Source organism: Flavobacterium sp. (assembly GCF_044339515.1).
In the GTDB taxonomy this organism is placed as follows: Bacteria; Bacteroidota; Bacteroidia; order Flavobacteriales; family Flavobacteriaceae; genus Flavobacterium.
Genome location: NZ_JBIIVK010000005.1, coordinates 48696 through 65023, shown reverse-complemented (window position 1 = coordinate 65023; position 16328 = coordinate 48696). Strand labels below are relative to the sequence as shown.

Below are 16328 nucleotides of genomic sequence, written 5' to 3'. Positions count from 1 at the left end.
ATTTATAGTTATTAAGAATCGATTGTTAATTATTTCACTTTGAAAGTTACTCTTCTTACCAATTTTCTTGCACCAGCAGAGTCTTTATCAACCGAAGTATCTTCTCCTTGTGAAATCACATTTAAACGTTCTGGAGCAATTCCAGCCTTCATTAAAATTTCTTTCACGTTAGTAGCTCTATCGTTTGCTAATTTATTATTGTATGGTGTATTTCCAATTTCATCAGCAAAACCGATAATATCAACTGATGCTTCCGGATTGTTTAACAAATAAGTACGGATAAAATCAATACCTTCTGTAGAAACATTAGTTGGTTGTTTTTTGTTAAAATCAAAATAAGTAGCCACATATCCATCATTGATGAATTTTTTCATCATTTCTGTAGATTTAGCATCGTTATTATATGTTTGGTTTGTAACATAAGTGTTATTCAAATATTTCTCTAACTCATCAGGCACTCCGTTTTGGTTAATGTCAACCATTCTTCCTTTTGTATCTACTGCAACACCGGCAATTGAATTTGGTTCAGCATCTAAATAATCCGGCACACCATCTTGATCACTGTCGCTCATGTCGTTCTCAATTTCACCTACACGTTTTTCAAGAGCATTCAAAGCCTCTTGCTGTTTTGTAGTGATTGTTGCAAAATCGCCATGAATTTTGTGCGAACCAAAAGAGTAAGATAGACCTAACGAAGTAGTATACATACTACCCGCTAAGTTATTATTATCATCAGAGTATTCAGCACCATCCCAATTGAAGTGTTGTCTAACATTTGAAATTAATGTAAAATCAGCAGTTAATGCTAAATTTTTTGTGATTCTGAATTCAGGTGTAAAACCAACCATGATTCCACCATTCCACTCGTTTCTTCCGTCTAATGGTCCAAATTTAGGTGTCATTTGAGCTACTTGAATACCTCCATGAAATAACATTCCAAAACGCCCTAATTTTTCTTGAATATCAAATAGTCTTGCGGCATTAATAACACCTTGAAGACCAATTCGAATTTGTTGCAATTCAAAATCATTACTTTCATTACTCAAATTCTCTAACTTGTCATAAGCTCCATCTAATTTTAAACCAAATGTTGGGCTAAACATATAACGTACTCCAAGCTCGTAGTGGTTTAAGGTAATGCTACCCAATACTTTGTTACGGTCACTAGCAAAATATCCCGTTGTATAAGGTTTGATACCTTTACTCTGACCTGCATTTAGCTCAATAGACCATTTATTATACTCATCAACTTTTGATACTTCTGTTGAATCTTGTGCAAAAGATGTTACACATGCAAAGATTGACAGGGAAAAAATAAGTAGGTTTTTTTTCATTTTGGTGTTTATTTTATTGAAAAATCAAATTTTATTTGCGTGCAAAGATAGTTTAAAAATTTGTAAATTCAACCTTTTTGTTAAAAAAAAGCAAAAATAATCTCTTAGTTTAAAAGTAGTTAGCGATGAAATGCAGTTCTTATAGCTGTATAACAAGGTAAAAATGATTGACTTAAATTACGAAAAGCTTTTAGGTTAATTTGTATTTAAATTTATAAGAACAAGTGTTTTAAGCTTAATTTTGCAATAAATTTAATTCAATAGTTATGAGATTTCATACACGGAAATGGGTAAAACCTGAAGATTTGAACCCAAACGGCACATTATTTGGCGGTAGATTATTGGCTTGGATTGACGAAGAAGTTGCTTTGTACTCAATTATTCAGTTGGAAAATGCAAAAGTAGTAACCAAGCACATGTCTGAAATAAACTTTAAAAGTTCTGCAAAACCGGGAGATATTGTAGAGATTGGAATTGATGTAGTTAAGTTTGGTAAAACTTCGTTAACGTTAACATGTGAAGTTCGTAATATTATGACACGAGAAACTATTATTTCTGTAGATACAATAACGATGGTAAATTTAAGTGAAGAAGGAAAACCACTTCCTCACGGCAAAACACAAATTGAGTATGTGAAAGACAGGCTTGAAAAATAAAATTTTAAGCCAGGTATTTTCTCTCTACATAGAATGTTCCAAAAGGAATTATAGAAGCTAGACCTATTATTGTAAATAATTTATAACTCCAATTCAAAGTAAACTTCAATACGAGAGCCAAAAAGATGTAAGCAATAAACAATATTCCATGTGCCATGCCGATAGTCTTTACATATATTTCCTGATCAAACATATATTTCATGGGCATGGCAAAAAACAATAGTGCCAAAAGTGAAATACCTTCTAAAAGAGCTATCTTTTTAAAAAAATCTAACATACTATAACATTTGATAAATTGCAAAACCGTATATCACAAAACGCAAAAGGCGAAGTAAAGCAAAGATTAGGAAGTTTCTAAAGTTAAATTTTATCATGCCTGCTGCCATAGCTGCCATGGCAAAAGGAAGGGGTAAAAGAGCACCAACAGCAATTAATAATCCTCCCCATTTTCTCATATTCGCAATATGTTTACTCATTTTGTTGAACATAAAGTTATTTACAGACGGAATAATCAACATTGCTTTGCCTAATAAATACGATATTACTCCTCCAAAATAAGATAAAATTGCTAATAATGACAAGTAAAGGATTGGATAATCCGTATTTTTTGTCCATGCAATCCAAATGTCCGGTGGAAGTAAGCCCAAAATAGATTCCGAGGCAAAAAATACAGAGAAGATGGTTAAATCGCTGTAACGTTCCGTTAACATTATTAAAGCTTCATTTATATTTATTACATAATAATGCACATAAAATAATGCTCCTACTATGATTGCAGTAGGCCAAAAAGCACTTTTTAATCCATCAAGAATGAATTTGTAAAAACCGGTGTAAGTATAATAAATGTGGAGTTGTCTCCATTTATTTTTTTTAATCTTTTCGCGTTGCATAATTAATGTGTATCAGCTTCTGTGATATTTACCTCTGATTTATTGTTATTAAAATATAAAAAGAGAAATCCTAAAGTGCCACCAAGGAGTGAGGCAAATAAAATTCCCATTTTTGCTTGTTGAACTAATTCTTGGTTTTTAAAGGCCAAATTGGCTATGAAAAGTGACATTGTAAACCCGATTGAAGCCAGAAGTCCAACTCCAATTAAATGTTTATAAGTCATGCCTAAAGGTAGACTGGCTAGTTTTAATTTTACAAATAGCGATGTTGTTCCTACAATTCCAATAAACTTACCAACTAATAGACCAAATATCACTCCCAAGGCTACTAAACTTGTACCTGAATTTGTTGAATCTGATGAAATGGTTACTCCGCCATTCGCTAAAGCAAAAATGGGCATTACTATATAAGTAACAAATGGATGCATACCATGCTCAAGACGTTGAAGGGGAGTCATTGCCTGCTTAGAAAGTGTACGCATGTCCTCTAAAATGTGCAACTGTTCAGGCGTAACAGTTGGTACACCATTTGGATCGGCGTGTTTGAATTTATTAAGGTAATCTTTCATTTTTTCAATAAATACCAGCTCGTCAACTTTAACATTGGCAGGGATTGTAAATGCCGCTAAGACTCCGGCAATAGTTGCATGAACTCCAGACAATAAAAAGGCCATCCATAGTCCACCAACCCCAAGTATTCCGTAATAAAATGTATTTCTGACACCGACTAAATTAGAAACTATTAGTAGTAACAGAAATAAGCTTCCTACTATTAAACTTGTAAAAGAAATATCTGAAGTGTAAAAAAGTGCTATCACTAGCACAGCACCCAAGTCATCTGCAATGGCAAGAACAGTTAGAAATACTTTGAGTGAAGTAGGAACTCTTTTGCCAAGCAAAAATAAAACTCCTAAGGCAAAAGCAATATCAGTTGCCATTGGAATTCCCCAACCGCTGTGAGCTTCTCCGGAAGGATTGAACATTAAATAAATCAAGGCAGGAAAAATCATACCGCCAAATCCAGCAACAATAGGTAATATGGCTTTTTTTGGATTGGATAATTCACCTCCAATAATTTCTCTTTTCAATTCTAATCCTACAACAAAGAAAAATACAGCCATCAAACCATCATTAATCCAATGGTGAAGAGTTTTGTCCAACATAAACTTGTTGTCGATTCCGAAACTTATTTTATGTTCCCATATGTGGTGATAAGCATCCTTCCATGGAGAGTTTGCTAAAACTAAAGCCACAATTGCAGATAGAAATAAAACAATTCCCCCTGTGGTTGATTTCCCGATAAACCGGTTCACCGGATCAATAACCCATCTATCTATAGGAGTGATTTTAATTTTATACTTCATCTTAATTTATAGGCTTTCTCAAAAGGGATGTAAATTTAAGAATATTCATTGAATATGAAACTTCGGACGTTTTTTTTTAATCGATTTTATGTTTAATTTAACCTTTACAAGATGTGGTCATTTGAATTTTAAAAATTAATTAACCTAAAAAATAAATAATGGGACTTTATCTGCTTATTTTTGCAAAAATTGATTTTTTAAAATTTTGTCATGTCAAAAAAAGATATATTGCTTGAAATTGAAGAGAAAAAAAAGCTCTACAGCTATCAATTGGGCGATATTGACCTCATTTTTGATAAAATTGAAAATGCTCCACACAATTATCATTTACTTTATCAATTGCCAACCGGTGGAGGTAAAACTGTTATATTTTCTGAAATTACACGTCGCTATTTAGAAAAGTACAATAAAAAAGTGGTGGTTTTAACGCATCGGATCGAATTATGTAAACAAACCTCAAAAATGCTGAAAGGTTTTGATGTAAAAAATAAAATCATCAACAGCATTGTAAAAGAATTACCTGACCAAGACGAATATTCGTGTTTCGTAGCCATGGTTGAAACGTTGAAAAACCGTTTGAATGATGAAAAGTTGCATATTGACAATGTTGGTTTATTGATTATAGATGAGGCACATTTTAATTCGTTTAGAAAACTATTTCATGCTTTTAAAAATACTTTTTTCCTAGGTGTTACCGCTACACCTTTAAGTTCCAATATTAAATTGCCGATGAATGAAAATTATCATGAATTGATTGTTGGAAATAGCATTGGCTCATTGATTGATAAAGGTTATTTAGCTAAAGCAACAACCTACAGTTATGATGTTGGTTTGACCTCCTTAAAAATCGGAATTAATGGCGATTATACTGTTAAATCATCTGATGAGCTGTATACCAATATGGCCATGCAGGAAAAATTAATTCATGCTTACACCGCTCATTCGCTAGGAAAGAAGACGCTAATTTTCAACAACGGCATCATCACTTCATTAGGCGTTTTAGATGTTTTTAGGGAAGCCGGCTTTAAAAACATCAAGCATTTGGACAATACCAACAATAATGAGGAACGAAGGGATATTTTAAAATGGTTTAAAGAAACGCCGGATGCAATTTTGACTTCGGTTGGAATTCTTACCACTGGATTCGATGAACCAACCGTTGAATCAATTATTTTAAACCGTGCTACTAAATCACTGACGCTTTATTTTCAAATGATTGGTCGTGGTTCACGAAAACTTCCCAACAAAGATGCCTTTACAATTATTGACTTAGGAAACAATGCGGCTCGATTTGGCTTGTGGACCGATAAATTGGATTGGCAACATATTTTTAAATATCCAGAACAATACATCCACAATTTAAAAGGCGATGTGGAAATTGAAATGAACTTCTTTTACAAAATGCCTCCGGAGCTTCGGGCCAAGTTTAGCAAAACGGCTAACATAGAATTTGATGTAGAGTCAGAATACCGCATTGCATTAGCAAATAATATGCGACCTAAAATTGTGATTGAAAAATCGATTGATCATCATGCGTTAATGTGTGTAGAAAATTCAGAAACGCTAGTAGAGGCTAAGCAATTAGCTAAAGAATTGGCGGATGATATTGAAAGTAGAGTTCGTCATTTCACTAACTGTTTAAGTAGTTCTACTAAAAATTATTGCGATTGGTTAATTGACGATTATAAAACACGACTTTTACTTGTAATTGGTAGAAAATTTCGAGAAAAAATGTTTTTAAGTGAGTAATTCCTATATTTACACTTGTTAAAATACCTTCCTATTTATTTCATTGGTAAAATTCTTTTACCGTTAATCGGTAATATAAGTTACTCATCCAGAGCACTATGCATTTCGTCGATGAAATGAGTGTTTTCAACAGATTTCAGAGGATTTATTTTGTGCTGTTTAGATTTAATTCTACTTTTGAAATGTCTTTTAACCGTGTAAAGTTTTATTAATTCTATGTTAATATCATTTTATCTAGTTAAAAAACTTTTTAGAAGTCGTCCCCAAAAGCCGGCGTTCCAAAAAAATACCACAAACCACCCTAAGATTGTTAAAGTGCACCAAATTGTCTGGTTCTGCATTGGCAGATTCATCGACGAACGGAATTTTATTATCTAAAAAGTTATGAGCAAAAAGCACGATGTAATGTTAATTTTAGAAGGAACTTATCCTTTCAATGGTGGTGGAGTTTCTACTTGGGCACACATGCTTTGCAATGAAGTGAAAAATTCAAATTTCACACTTTATTCAATCAATGCAGAATTTGAGTCTAAATCCAAATATAGATTAAGTGAAAACGTAAAAAACGTAATCCAAGTTCCGCTTTGGTCACCAATGGAACCTCAGGAGATGATTGATTACGGTAAAAAGTATTATAAAATTATATCTCAAAAAGAGAAAAACGATTTAGATAAAATCAACCAAGTTTTTATTCCAATCTTTCAAGATTTACTGAGACACATTTTTTCTAACAATAGAGATGTAAGAGCTTTTGATGAAACAATTCAAAAAATGTGGCGTTATTTTCAAAAGCACGATTATAAAAAAACAATGAAAAGTGAACCGGTTTGGAGAACTTTCTGTTATATGGTTTCTGATTTGAATTCGGAACAAGAAAATGAAAAAGTTTCTTTGTATGATTTAACTTCGGGAATGCGTTGGATTTACCGTTTTTTGATTCCGCTTTCTGTTGATGTTCCTAGAGTAGATGTTTCGCACTTAACTTTATCCGGTTTTCCTGTAATCCCGGCCTTAGTGTTAAAGTATAAATATGGAACTCCTATGATTGTTACTGAACATGGTGTCTTTATCCGTGAACGTTTACTGGCAATCAACTCCTCAGAATATTCATATTTTCTTAAAAAAATGTTGATTAAGTTTTCTGAGTGTGTGACGGAATTAGTTTATTACAAAGCAGATAAAATTCTGTCTGTAAATAAATTCAACATCAAATGGGAGAAAATGTATGGAGCAGATCCTGAAAAAATTGAAATTATTTACAACGGTATCGATCATAACGTATTTAAACCGACAGCTAAACCGGAACATTTGAAAGATATTCCAACAGTTGTGGCGGCGGCTCGTATTTTTGATTTGAAAGATATTGTCACCATGATAAAATCATGTGCAGTAGCAAAACGTCAAATACCAAACATTCAATATTTGGTTTATGGCGATAATAATGCTGTGCCAGAATATACTGCTGAATGTGAACGTTTAATTGATGAATTAGGTGTAAGAGATAACTTCAAATTAGCCGGTTATCACGACAAACCAAGCGAATTGTTTTGCGAAGGCGATATTTCGATTCTGACTTCAATATCCGAAGGTTTCCCATATACAGTATTGGAATCAATGAGTTGCGGAATTCCTGTTGTTGCCACCGATGTAGGTGGAGTAACGGAAGCCTTAGACGAATCTTGCGGCTATATTTGTAAACCAAAAGATGCTGAAGATATAGGAAATAGAGTAGTGGAGCTTCTTAATAATAAAGAACTAAGAGAGCAAATGGGTATAAACGCCAGAAAAAAAGTAATTGATAATTTTACTATTGGTAAATTTATCAATGCATATGAAGATGTATACGAAAGAGTTGTTACTCGTGAAGTTAAAGAAGTACAAATGCCAATTTTAATCCAATCATTAGATGAAATAGAATCAGTAAAAGCCTCATAAACCCCACCCAAATTTACACCTAAACCCAAACCTAACCAAAAAAATAGAATGTATGTGTTCTACTAATGCAAAATGGAAAAGCATAGTGAAAATATAAAAGTATTAATTAATAATGTAAAAGATAAAATAGGTAAACCGGTAAGCAGCAGAGTTGTTGCCGCTACTATTGAGTCTTTTGGTATTAGAGATATAGATACAGAAGCTGATTATGGTGTTTCAGACATTCAAGATTTAGCTAATTACGTCTACCGACAACTCACAACTTCTTTAGAACATAAAGAAAGTTTGAATGCCAAACAACGTGAGTACTTAGCCACTAATCCGGAAACTATTCAACTTTCTGATTATATGGCTGTAAAAGCTAAAATTTTTGCTCAGTATTATCCATTGGGTATCTTTCATCTTCTTCCTGTTTTTCTTCAAATTGCTGCCATAGTTGTTTTTGGTTATTCGTTGTGGACGCATGTTCATTTTAACCACCTGCAATCTACAGCAGTTGTTTTGGGAGTAATTATTGGTATCGTTTCTACCGGTGGATTTGTTCAGGTTATTGGACGTCAAGCCACTTTTTATTGGAATTACCTCGATTATTCCATGACCAAAAAAACAATTGATTACCTTTTAAAACTAGGCATTAAAACGCTTTTTATCGTTTTTGCTGTTATACTTTTTGTAAATTCATTTATTCATATTTATCCTTACAAAGTACTATTCATTGTTTTTGCCTATGCCTTTTTGATTGGTGTACTTTTGCTGGTATTAGCCCCTTACATACCATTCGGCAACGGTGGATGATTACTGTAGCCGTAGTTTTAGGTACGGCAGTGACGGTTGTTCTGAACAAATATTCTACTCTTTTAATTTATTATACGCATTGGTTTGGAATTAGTGCAGCTATTATTGCGGCCAAAACATATTTGTATTTTTTCTTCAGAGGCTTCTTAAAAAAGCATCCACCAAGAGCTGATTTAAATATAAAAACATCGGTATTTATTTACCAAAATCACCGTTATTTTTTATATGGAATTTGTGTATACCTTTTTATTTTTATTGATAGAATTTTGGCTTGGTCTACCAGTGCAACCGGACAACTACCATTTATAGTTTATTTTGAAAAAGATTATGAGTTGGGAATGGATATGGCAATTCTAGTGTTTTTGCTATTATCCGGTGTGTTAGAATTTAGTATTGCTTCTTTTACAAGATTTCTGGACATCACCCAAAAATTAGTACAATTTGAAAATTCTAAACTTTTTAATAAAGAGTTACACAAGTTGTATTGGCAAAATATTCTTATTCTTTTTATAACAGCAGCGGTTATTTTTGTAATTATCTATCAATTGATGTTTGCTTCTTGGGGTTATAAAGGTCAGTTTCACGAGGAATTGGAAACTTTAAGCGTAAAAGTTACTCTTTATGGAGGAATAGGTTATTTCTTTTTAGCATGGGGAATGCTTAATACGCTATATTTGTTCACTTTAGGTCAAACAGAACAACCTTTGAAAGGAATAATTTATGCCATCGTTATTAATCTAACCATTGGTTTTATTCTTAGTCGCTTTGTTAGTTTTGAATACAGTGTGGTAGGAATGTTAGCCGGAGCATTATTTTTTATGTTCTATACCCTGAAGCATTTTTTCCGTTTTTTCAAAAAACTTGATTATCATTATTATGCGTCGTTTTAATTTGTTTTTTTGGCTATTGCCTTCTTTATTAACCATTCCTGTTTTCAGCAATCCTGTTAACAAGAGTACTGTTCTGGTTTGTTACGGCAAATTAGATCCTGCAAAAATCAAAGGTTATAACTACGTTATTTTGGAAGAAAAAAATTTTAAAGCAGAAGAAGTTAAGCAAATTAAAAAGAACAATAAAAACGTATTGGCCTATATTAGTTTAGGTTAAGTAAATAGTAATGCTATACATTATAAGTTACTAAAAAACAGAACTTTAGGAAAAAACAATAATTGGGATAGTTATTATTTAAATCTAAAAGACAAATCTACATCTGTCGTGCTTATGTCGTTAATCAAAAAAGTGTTAGATAAAGGCTTTGATGGATTGTTTTTGGATAATATTGACAATTTTTCGTCATTCGGACCACAAGCTAAACAACGAAAAGAATTAATTGCTTTAATTAAAAAAATTAAAACAGAGTATCCAAACCAAGTATTAGTCCAAAATTCAGGCCTAGAATTAATTCCGGACACCAAAAATTTTATAGAATCTGTTTTGTTTGAATCTGTAGCAACCGATTATACTTTCCAGGGAAACTCCTATAAACTCCGTGAAACCAATGATTTTAATGAACGGATAAAGCGAATAAAAGAAATTAATACAAAATATAAAATACCGGTATTGCTTATTGAATATGCTGATACCAAACAACTTTATGATCAAATAGTTAAACGTTTAGCGTCGACCGATTTCGACTATTTTATTGGAAAAATAGATCTGCAATCTGTTCCCAATTTCACCAAATAAATCATGATACTTTCCAGCTCCATATTATTAGGTTTTGTAAGGCTTGTTTTCTTGCTGATGTTTTTGTATTACTGTAACAATAAATTAGTAAAACGTGAATATAGCCATAATCTCACGCAATTTATTGTTAATGAATGGTTTAAGTATGGTAGTTTGTCTTTGGTTGTCGTATTTGTTTTAATTCAACTTAGTGTTTACAGTTTAATTAATTATGTATTAATAATGCTGTTTATCATTTTAATTGATGTGGTTGGAATTAAAAACTTTAAAAATCCGGTTCGCTATTTTAAAGAAGCTTCAAAATCTCGTTTTTTTGAATTTTTGAAGGATAATGAAAACAGAAAACCTTTGCGAGAAGTTATTCGTCTTGAAAGACCAAAAAAATTAAAAGACGATCGTGTTTTTATTTTTTATGCTACATTGGTTTTGATTGTAGCTGCTTTTATCGGACGTTATTATTTTTATACATACGACACTTATTTGCTTTCAGATTTATGGATTTCAAATCTGAATAAAGTAATTCTCTTCGATGAAAACAATTGGTTTAATGGAACTGTTTCAGTGGAAGGCGAATTAGCCGTTAGCAATTTATACTCAAAATTGGTAGACATTAGCCCGGAAGTGGGTTTACAAAGTTTAGCTATTTTGGAAGATATTCTTTTAAGTCTTATCGTTTTTTGGGCAATCCGAAAAATTACTACTTCAAAAGTTTTAGCTCCAATGATTGCTTTTTTAACCTATGTTTTTTTATATACTTTTTCACCAATAGAAATACATTATCTTTTGCAAAATGAACCTGTACTGATGGGGTTAACGTTTGCAATTCCCAGTATGGTTTACATTTTAAAACCGGATGTTATCAATTTTAAAAAGACAAATTTTTTCATGAGTTTGGTTATTTGTTTTTTTGCCATTGGATTGATTGATTTGTTTACATTATTAATTTTGATGCCTCCGTTTTTTATCATTGCATTAGTATTTGTAAACAAAAATTACTTGGCATTTAAATGGATTGCTCTCGTTGCCTATATAATAGGAACAGCAGCCGTTTTGACTACCTATTACTTAATGTGTCAGTATTATCAAAATGATTTTTTAATCTTCTTGCAATCAAGTTTAATCTCGGTAACTTCTTTTACGTATATGCCGAACTTGATTATACCATTTGAAGAATTATTAAAGTATTATCAATACGGTTCGTTGTTTAGTATCATTATTCTGCCTTTCTTGATTTGGTATAAGAAAGAGGAATGGAAACCATCGTTAGTATTTATGCTCTATTTTAATCTGTTGGTTACATTAAGTTTTATTCATGTGGAATGGATTGATACTGATTTACTTCGTTTGGCATTATCCGTTTTTATTCCCATTTGTTTTGGAATATCCGTTGCGGTGATTTTACGATTATTATTTCCGTTGTATAAACGGTTTTTAAAGTTCAAAATAGCAATTGCCGTTGCTGCTTCATTATTGGTTTTTAGTGGCATTTTATTTACTCAAATAACGCCGTTACAAAACATTAAATCTTCAGACAAAACACCTCGAATGGTTTTGGATGCTTATGATAAAATTTTACATGAATATTTTCCAAATAGCTATGCAGTTGTCAATGATAATATTGCTCAAACCATGAGTGTTAACAAGCACTTCTTTATAAACTATGAAGATTTTTTATTCAGTTATTTAGACAGTGATTCGATATATCATCACAACAGAAAGAAACCTAGGTTTTTTGTTGAGAATCCACAGTATGTGATTCCAAAAAGTGTTTTAGTATTTGTCTATCACGATAATACAGAAACGGAAAACCATTTTGCGGATCAAAATCAATTAGAGCCCTTATTAAAAGAACATATCAACACGTTGGAAAAAAGAGGACGAAATGTCTCTTTATACTATGAAAGCCCCTACGTAAACGTGTATGAAATTGTAAACGAACCCAAATCAAGTAAGATTGATGACCTAATCTATTAAGTATGAAAACCCGTGCAACCCAAAATAGAATAATTATTCACTGCCTGATGGCGGTTGTATTGATTTTTTCTAGCTGTGCCGACTTTGATGCCATAATGAATCCAAATAATATTGATTTATTTTCAAAAGATCAAGTCGGAAAAAACGGTTTATTAAAACATTATTCAGACACGGATTTGAATCTTCCGCCTTTGGTTGAGTATGTGGTGGATTTTGAAAACCCAATTAGTGTAAAATACAGTAATCACCTTAAAAAAGTTTGTAATTATACCAAGATTCCATTTAAAAACATTAATCTTAAAGCTTGGAATGCCAACCTTGAAATTGCTCCGTCAACACGAGTTTTATGTGTGTTGGAAACCAAAAAGTTAAATGATGCTTCCGTTGCTAAACTCTTAAAATTTGTTTCTGATGGCGGAACATTATACTTACCTTTTTCCTGCGAAGACAAACGTTTTGGTTTTATGATAGGAATGAAAGCAAATTCAGAATATTCTACAGATGTGACATCGTTGGGCATAAATTTCAAAGAAAATTTTATCCCTACATTGGCAGGAACTTCTACTCGAAAAGCAATCGTTCATTTTGGAATGAGTGGTGAAAACTTTGATCTATCTAAAATTAAAGTGTATGCTACTTCTGTCAATAATCCATCATTTCCGGCTATTTTTGAATGCAAAGTAGGAAAGGGAAGAGTCATAAATTTGAATTCTACGTTTGAGTTTGAAAAAATGGACAGAGGAATTTTGTTCTCCGGAATGATGATGGGACTCGAAGGAATTCCTTATCCAATTGCCAATACAAGCACCGTTTTCTTGGATGATTTTCCATCGCCATTGTATGATACCAAAATGGAACCTATCAAATCAGAAATGAATTTATCAATTTCTGATTTTGTAAAGAATGTATGGTGGCCGGATATGAAAGAGTTAGCCAAAAAATACCAAATGAGCTACACTGCAATTCCGGCTTTTGATTATAATGTCAAAACCGACCCACCATTTCTTTTTAGTCAGTGGGATGCAAAAAAAATGTCAGGTGGTGGTAGGGTTGAACCCATTAGTAGTTGGCTTATGAGAGACTGTATGAAAACCGGACACGAATTAGGTTTTCATGGTTACAATCACGTTTCATTAGTAAAAAGAGATTGGAAAAAACCTGAATTCATTGTAACTGCTTTAGAAGGTGTTCAAAAGAAATGGAAGGTTAGTAGTTTCGGTGATTTACCTGTTTCGTATGTTCCACCATCAAATTTCATTGACCAAATGGGTTTAAAAAGATTAAAAGATGGTCTTCCATCCATCAGTTTTATGTGTAGTTTATATTTGGGTGAAACCTATGATGGCGGAAATCGCGAATTTGATTTTGATCCTTATCATCACGGAATGTTTGATTATCCTCGAATTTCCAGTGGTTTTGAAATTGATGAAAATTCTAAATACAATATCCAATCGTTATATTTGTACACAGGAATCTGGAACCACTTCGTTCATCCGGATGATGTGTATCAAATTCCAAGTCCTTTTAACAAAAGTGCCGGTGATTTTGAATTGCGAAACGCAAAAGGGTTAGGCTGGAGAAAAACAAAAGGAAAGGCGGGTGGTTTATTAGGACAATTTGACAAATATTTAAAAGAATTCACTACGGCATTTCCGCAAACTCGTTTTTTAAATGCCGGTGAAGGTGGTAAGATTGCTTATGATTGGAGAGCTTCAAAATTTAACCATAAATCCTATGACGGGAAATATATTGTAGAAGAGTTGAATCCGGAAAATTCAATGTCAAACAGTCAGTATTGGTTTCTTTACGGAACTACAGAAAATGCTGAAAATATTGAACTTCAGTTGAAGTCTATCGCAGTAATTTATTCTAAAACAAAATACTTAGACGGATTTTTATATTCTGTGTATACTAATGAGCCTTCCATACGAATGAAAGACTATCGTGAATACAGAGACAAAGAGTTAGATTTTATTTTCAGTAAAGTAAAAAATGATTATTACAGTTATGTGGCGAAAGTTCGTGAGTTTGAACAAGGCGAAGATGTTTCTGAAGATTATGAAGAACAAATCCGAAAGGAAAAAGCAGCATTAAAACAACGAATGCTCTCTGAATCCACAATTGATTATCCTACTTGGAACAAATATGCAGAATACATGTCGTGGGATAATAAAGGCGAAGAGGTTTGGACTATGCTCGAAAAGCATTGTGCAAAATATCCGACCAAAGAAAATGTAATGTATTCACAAGAGTTAGAAAAATTAATTGGCTACCCCAATGACTTGGCAATGGAGAAGTGGATTAATGCTCAGCTATTAGTTAATCCAAGAGATAAAGATTTACTAAACAGCTATGTAGCCAATTTTAACACACCGGAAAATAAAGAAAAAATCAAGCAGGCATTAATTGCTTTGTTAGGTGTTGATACAGGAAAGCAAAGTATGTTTAACTACCTACAACATTTATTATGGTATGAACCTCAAACGGCTTTGGTTGAATTAGAAAAAATCGAGCCTTCAGAGGATTACAGAGAATTAGCTACTAATATTACTTGGCTTTATGCCAATGAAAAAAACTATCAAAAAGCCTATGATTGGTCGTTTTACAGCAATGAAATTGATATCGCAAATAAAATGGAATGGCTTTTTCTGCTAAAACAGTATGATAGTTTAATCAATGAATACAAAAATCATATCGAGAAAAACCCCGATGATTATAAGACCAAAGCTTTAATGGCGAATTATTATCACGATATGGGCAAATTTAAAGAAGCATGGATTTTAGCCAATGAACTTCCGGAGTCAAAAGAGAAAGAATCGCTGAGAAAATCTTTAAATGCCGATGTTGTATTTCAGGATGATTTTTTGCAACAGGATTTATTAGCCAATTATCCCGAATTGTTTTTAGATAATGTCAAAATGGCCGTAACCAAAACAAATCGTTTGAAATATGGTAATTTTATTGAATCTGAGAACGAAATTCAAACGAATAGAGATAGAATGGCATCCTTAATGACTAGACATTCCTATAATTTTTATGATAAAAAGAAAAATCTTCACCGAATTGCCGGAACATACTCTGAATTTTTCCCTTTGATTCGTTCTACAGTGGATACCATCATATCATTGCCACGATTTGAAAACAGAGAAGATAATGAAGAATTGATTATTTCCGATGATAATAAATTTACTCGTGTGTATGGAATAGAATACCAATATAAAAATCCGTTTTCTTTTGACAAATACCAATATTGGTCCAGAATCAGACTAGAAATGGATAATTATCAGCAGACGTATTTTCAGTTTGGTGCCGGGATTAGTAAAACATTTAATAAAAACTTCAGCTCGGCTCAAGTGAATGTATTTCCCGTGCAAACCGCACCGGGTCATGCAAAAGAAATTTATCACGTTCAATCGGTTCTATACCAAAGTGTTTATTTCATGAAAAAAATTAATGCTTCTTTGGCGATAGAATCAAATTACTACACCAAAAGCAAGTTTAATAATGATTTCGTGACCGATAACAACATCGATATCGCCGGAACATTAAGAATTGGTTGGGACGATGGTGAAGAAAAAAAATCAAAATTTGTGCCTTTCTTAGAATCATCCATTCAAACCGGCTCTGCTGATTTAAGTGATGGATATCCCTATTGGATGTTGGACAAACGTTTATTTGGTGGAGCAGGACTCAGCTACACTTATGGTTTAGAAGCAAATGATTTTAAAGCAAAGGTTGAAGCGGCTTACTTTTTTGATGATTATGCAGAAGTTTTTCAACGTTTTTCAGGTACAGTATCGTATAGATTATTTCATTACACCGCTTTGGTAGCCGGTTTTGAAATTTTTAATCAAGATAAATTCTATTCTAATACGGTTCAATTTGGATTAAAACATAGCTTCAAAGAAAAGAATCGTAAAAAGTAAAAAAAATGATGAAGTACAT

13 protein-coding genes are annotated in these 16328 nt (G+C 32.6%); 9 read left to right on the top strand and 4 right to left on the bottom strand.

Going from position 1 to position 16328, the window contains the following annotated elements; translation table 11 throughout:
- Window positions 1-29: 29 nt before the first annotated feature.
- Entirely contained in the window at window positions 30-1334 is a 1305-nt protein-coding gene (locus ACIQ0M_RS02310) for an OmpA family protein (protein WP_396149305.1), read from the bottom strand.
- A 266-nt stretch (window positions 1335-1600) separates the two neighbouring features.
- Here ACIQ0M_RS02310 and ACIQ0M_RS02305 point away from each other — a divergent pair, with 266 nt between their 5' ends.
- Window positions 1601-1990, top strand: a complete 390-nt coding sequence (locus tag ACIQ0M_RS02305; protein WP_396149303.1) for an acyl-CoA thioesterase — start codon at window positions 1601-1603, stop codon at window positions 1988-1990.
- 4 nt (window positions 1991-1994) lie between these two features.
- Here ACIQ0M_RS02305 and ACIQ0M_RS02300 read toward each other — a convergent pair whose 3' ends face one another.
- The 3 genes from ACIQ0M_RS02300 to nhaA are packed head-to-tail and all read right to left on the bottom strand — an operon-like array spanning window position 1995 to window position 4244.
- Window positions 1995-2267, bottom strand: coding sequence for a DUF3817 domain-containing protein (locus ACIQ0M_RS02300; RefSeq protein WP_396149301.1), 273 nt, complete (start codon window positions 2265-2267; stop codon window positions 1995-1997).
- 1 nt (window position 2268) lies between these two features.
- Window positions 2269-2880 (bottom strand): YqaA family protein, encoded by a 612-nt coding sequence (locus tag ACIQ0M_RS02295; protein WP_396149299.1) that lies wholly within the window; start codon window positions 2878-2880, stop codon window positions 2269-2271.
- Window positions 2881-2882: 2 nt separating this feature from the next.
- Window positions 2883-4244, bottom strand: coding sequence for a Na+/H+ antiporter NhaA (nhaA, locus tag ACIQ0M_RS02290; protein WP_396149297.1), 1362 nt, complete (start codon window positions 4242-4244; stop codon window positions 2883-2885).
- Between the two features lie 210 nt (window positions 4245-4454).
- Between nhaA and ACIQ0M_RS02285 the strand changes: the two genes are divergently transcribed.
- The 8 genes from ACIQ0M_RS02285 to ACIQ0M_RS02250 all read left to right on the top strand — a co-directional run bounded on the left by ACIQ0M_RS02285 (window position 4455) and on the right by ACIQ0M_RS02250 (window position 16309).
- Window positions 4455-5993 carry a DEAD/DEAH box helicase gene (locus tag ACIQ0M_RS02285; protein ID WP_396149295.1) on the top strand — a complete coding sequence of 513 codons (1539 nt, stop codon included), beginning with the start codon at window positions 4455-4457 and terminating at the stop codon, window positions 5991-5993.
- A 384-nt stretch (window positions 5994-6377) separates the two neighbouring features.
- Window positions 6378-7928, top strand: coding sequence for a GT4 family glycosyltransferase PelF (gene pelF, locus ACIQ0M_RS02280; protein ID WP_396149293.1), 1551 nt, complete (start codon window positions 6378-6380; stop codon window positions 7926-7928).
- A 72-nt stretch (window positions 7929-8000) separates the two neighbouring features.
- Complete coding sequence (locus tag ACIQ0M_RS02275) at window positions 8001-8723, top strand: hypothetical protein (RefSeq protein WP_396149291.1); 723 nt, start codon at window positions 8001-8003, stop codon at window positions 8721-8723.
- The gene (locus ACIQ0M_RS02270) at window positions 8720-9613 is read left to right on the top strand and encodes a hypothetical protein (RefSeq protein ID WP_396149290.1); all 894 of its coding nucleotides are present in this window, start codon (window positions 8720-8722) and stop codon (window positions 9611-9613) included. The genes ACIQ0M_RS02275 and ACIQ0M_RS02270 overlap by 4 nt, the downstream gene beginning before the upstream one ends.
- On the top strand, window positions 9585-9830 hold the full coding sequence (locus ACIQ0M_RS02265) for a hypothetical protein (protein ID WP_396149288.1): 246 nt from the start codon (window positions 9585-9587) through the stop codon (window positions 9828-9830). Before ACIQ0M_RS02270 ends, ACIQ0M_RS02265 begins: the two co-directional genes overlap by 29 nt.
- Before the next feature lie 15 nt (window positions 9831-9845).
- Window positions 9846-10409: an endo alpha-1,4 polygalactosaminidase gene (locus ACIQ0M_RS02260; RefSeq protein ID WP_396149369.1), complete on the top strand. Its 564-nt coding sequence runs from the start codon at window positions 9846-9848 to the stop codon at window positions 10407-10409.
- A gap of 3 nt (window positions 10410-10412) precedes the next feature.
- Window positions 10413-12383, top strand: a complete 1971-nt coding sequence (locus tag ACIQ0M_RS02255; RefSeq protein ID WP_396149286.1) for a hypothetical protein — start codon at window positions 10413-10415, stop codon at window positions 12381-12383.
- Between the two features lie 2 nt (window positions 12384-12385).
- Complete coding sequence (locus ACIQ0M_RS02250) at window positions 12386-16309, top strand: DUF2194 domain-containing protein (protein ID WP_396149284.1); 3924 nt, start codon at window positions 12386-12388, stop codon at window positions 16307-16309.
- Window positions 16310-16328 lie beyond the last annotated feature (19 nt).

Bases quoted from the DNA above. Each gene is read 5' to 3' on its own strand.
- ACIQ0M_RS02270 (WP_396149290.1), top strand. From the start codon at position 8,720: ATGATTACTGTAGCCGTAGTTTTAGGTACGGCAGTGACGGTTGTTCTG.
- ACIQ0M_RS02305 (WP_396149303.1), top strand. From the start codon at position 1,601: ATGAGATTTCATACACGGAAATGGGTAAAACCTGAAGATTTGAACCCA.
- pelF (WP_396149293.1), top strand. From the start codon at position 6,378: ATGAGCAAAAAGCACGATGTAATGTTAATTTTAGAAGGAACTTATCCT.
- ACIQ0M_RS02310 (WP_396149305.1), bottom strand. From the start codon at position 1,334: ATGAAAAAAAACCTACTTATTTTTTCCCTGTCAATCTTTGCATGTGTA.
- ACIQ0M_RS02295 (WP_396149299.1), bottom strand. From the start codon at position 2,880: ATGCAACGCGAAAAGATTAAAAAAAATAAATGGAGACAACTCCACATT.
- ACIQ0M_RS02275 (WP_396149291.1), top strand. From the start codon at position 8,001: ATGGAAAAGCATAGTGAAAATATAAAAGTATTAATTAATAATGTAAAA.
- ACIQ0M_RS02250 (WP_396149284.1), top strand. From the start codon at position 12,386: ATGAAAACCCGTGCAACCCAAAATAGAATAATTATTCACTGCCTGATG.
- ACIQ0M_RS02285 (WP_396149295.1), top strand. From the start codon at position 4,455: ATGTCAAAAAAAGATATATTGCTTGAAATTGAAGAGAAAAAAAAGCTC.
- nhaA (WP_396149297.1), bottom strand. From the start codon at position 4,244: ATGAAGTATAAAATTAAAATCACTCCTATAGATAGATGGGTTATTGAT.
- ACIQ0M_RS02300 (WP_396149301.1), bottom strand. From the start codon at position 2,267: ATGTTAGATTTTTTTAAAAAGATAGCTCTTTTAGAAGGTATTTCACTT.
- ACIQ0M_RS02255 (WP_396149286.1), top strand. From the start codon at position 10,413: ATGATACTTTCCAGCTCCATATTATTAGGTTTTGTAAGGCTTGTTTTC.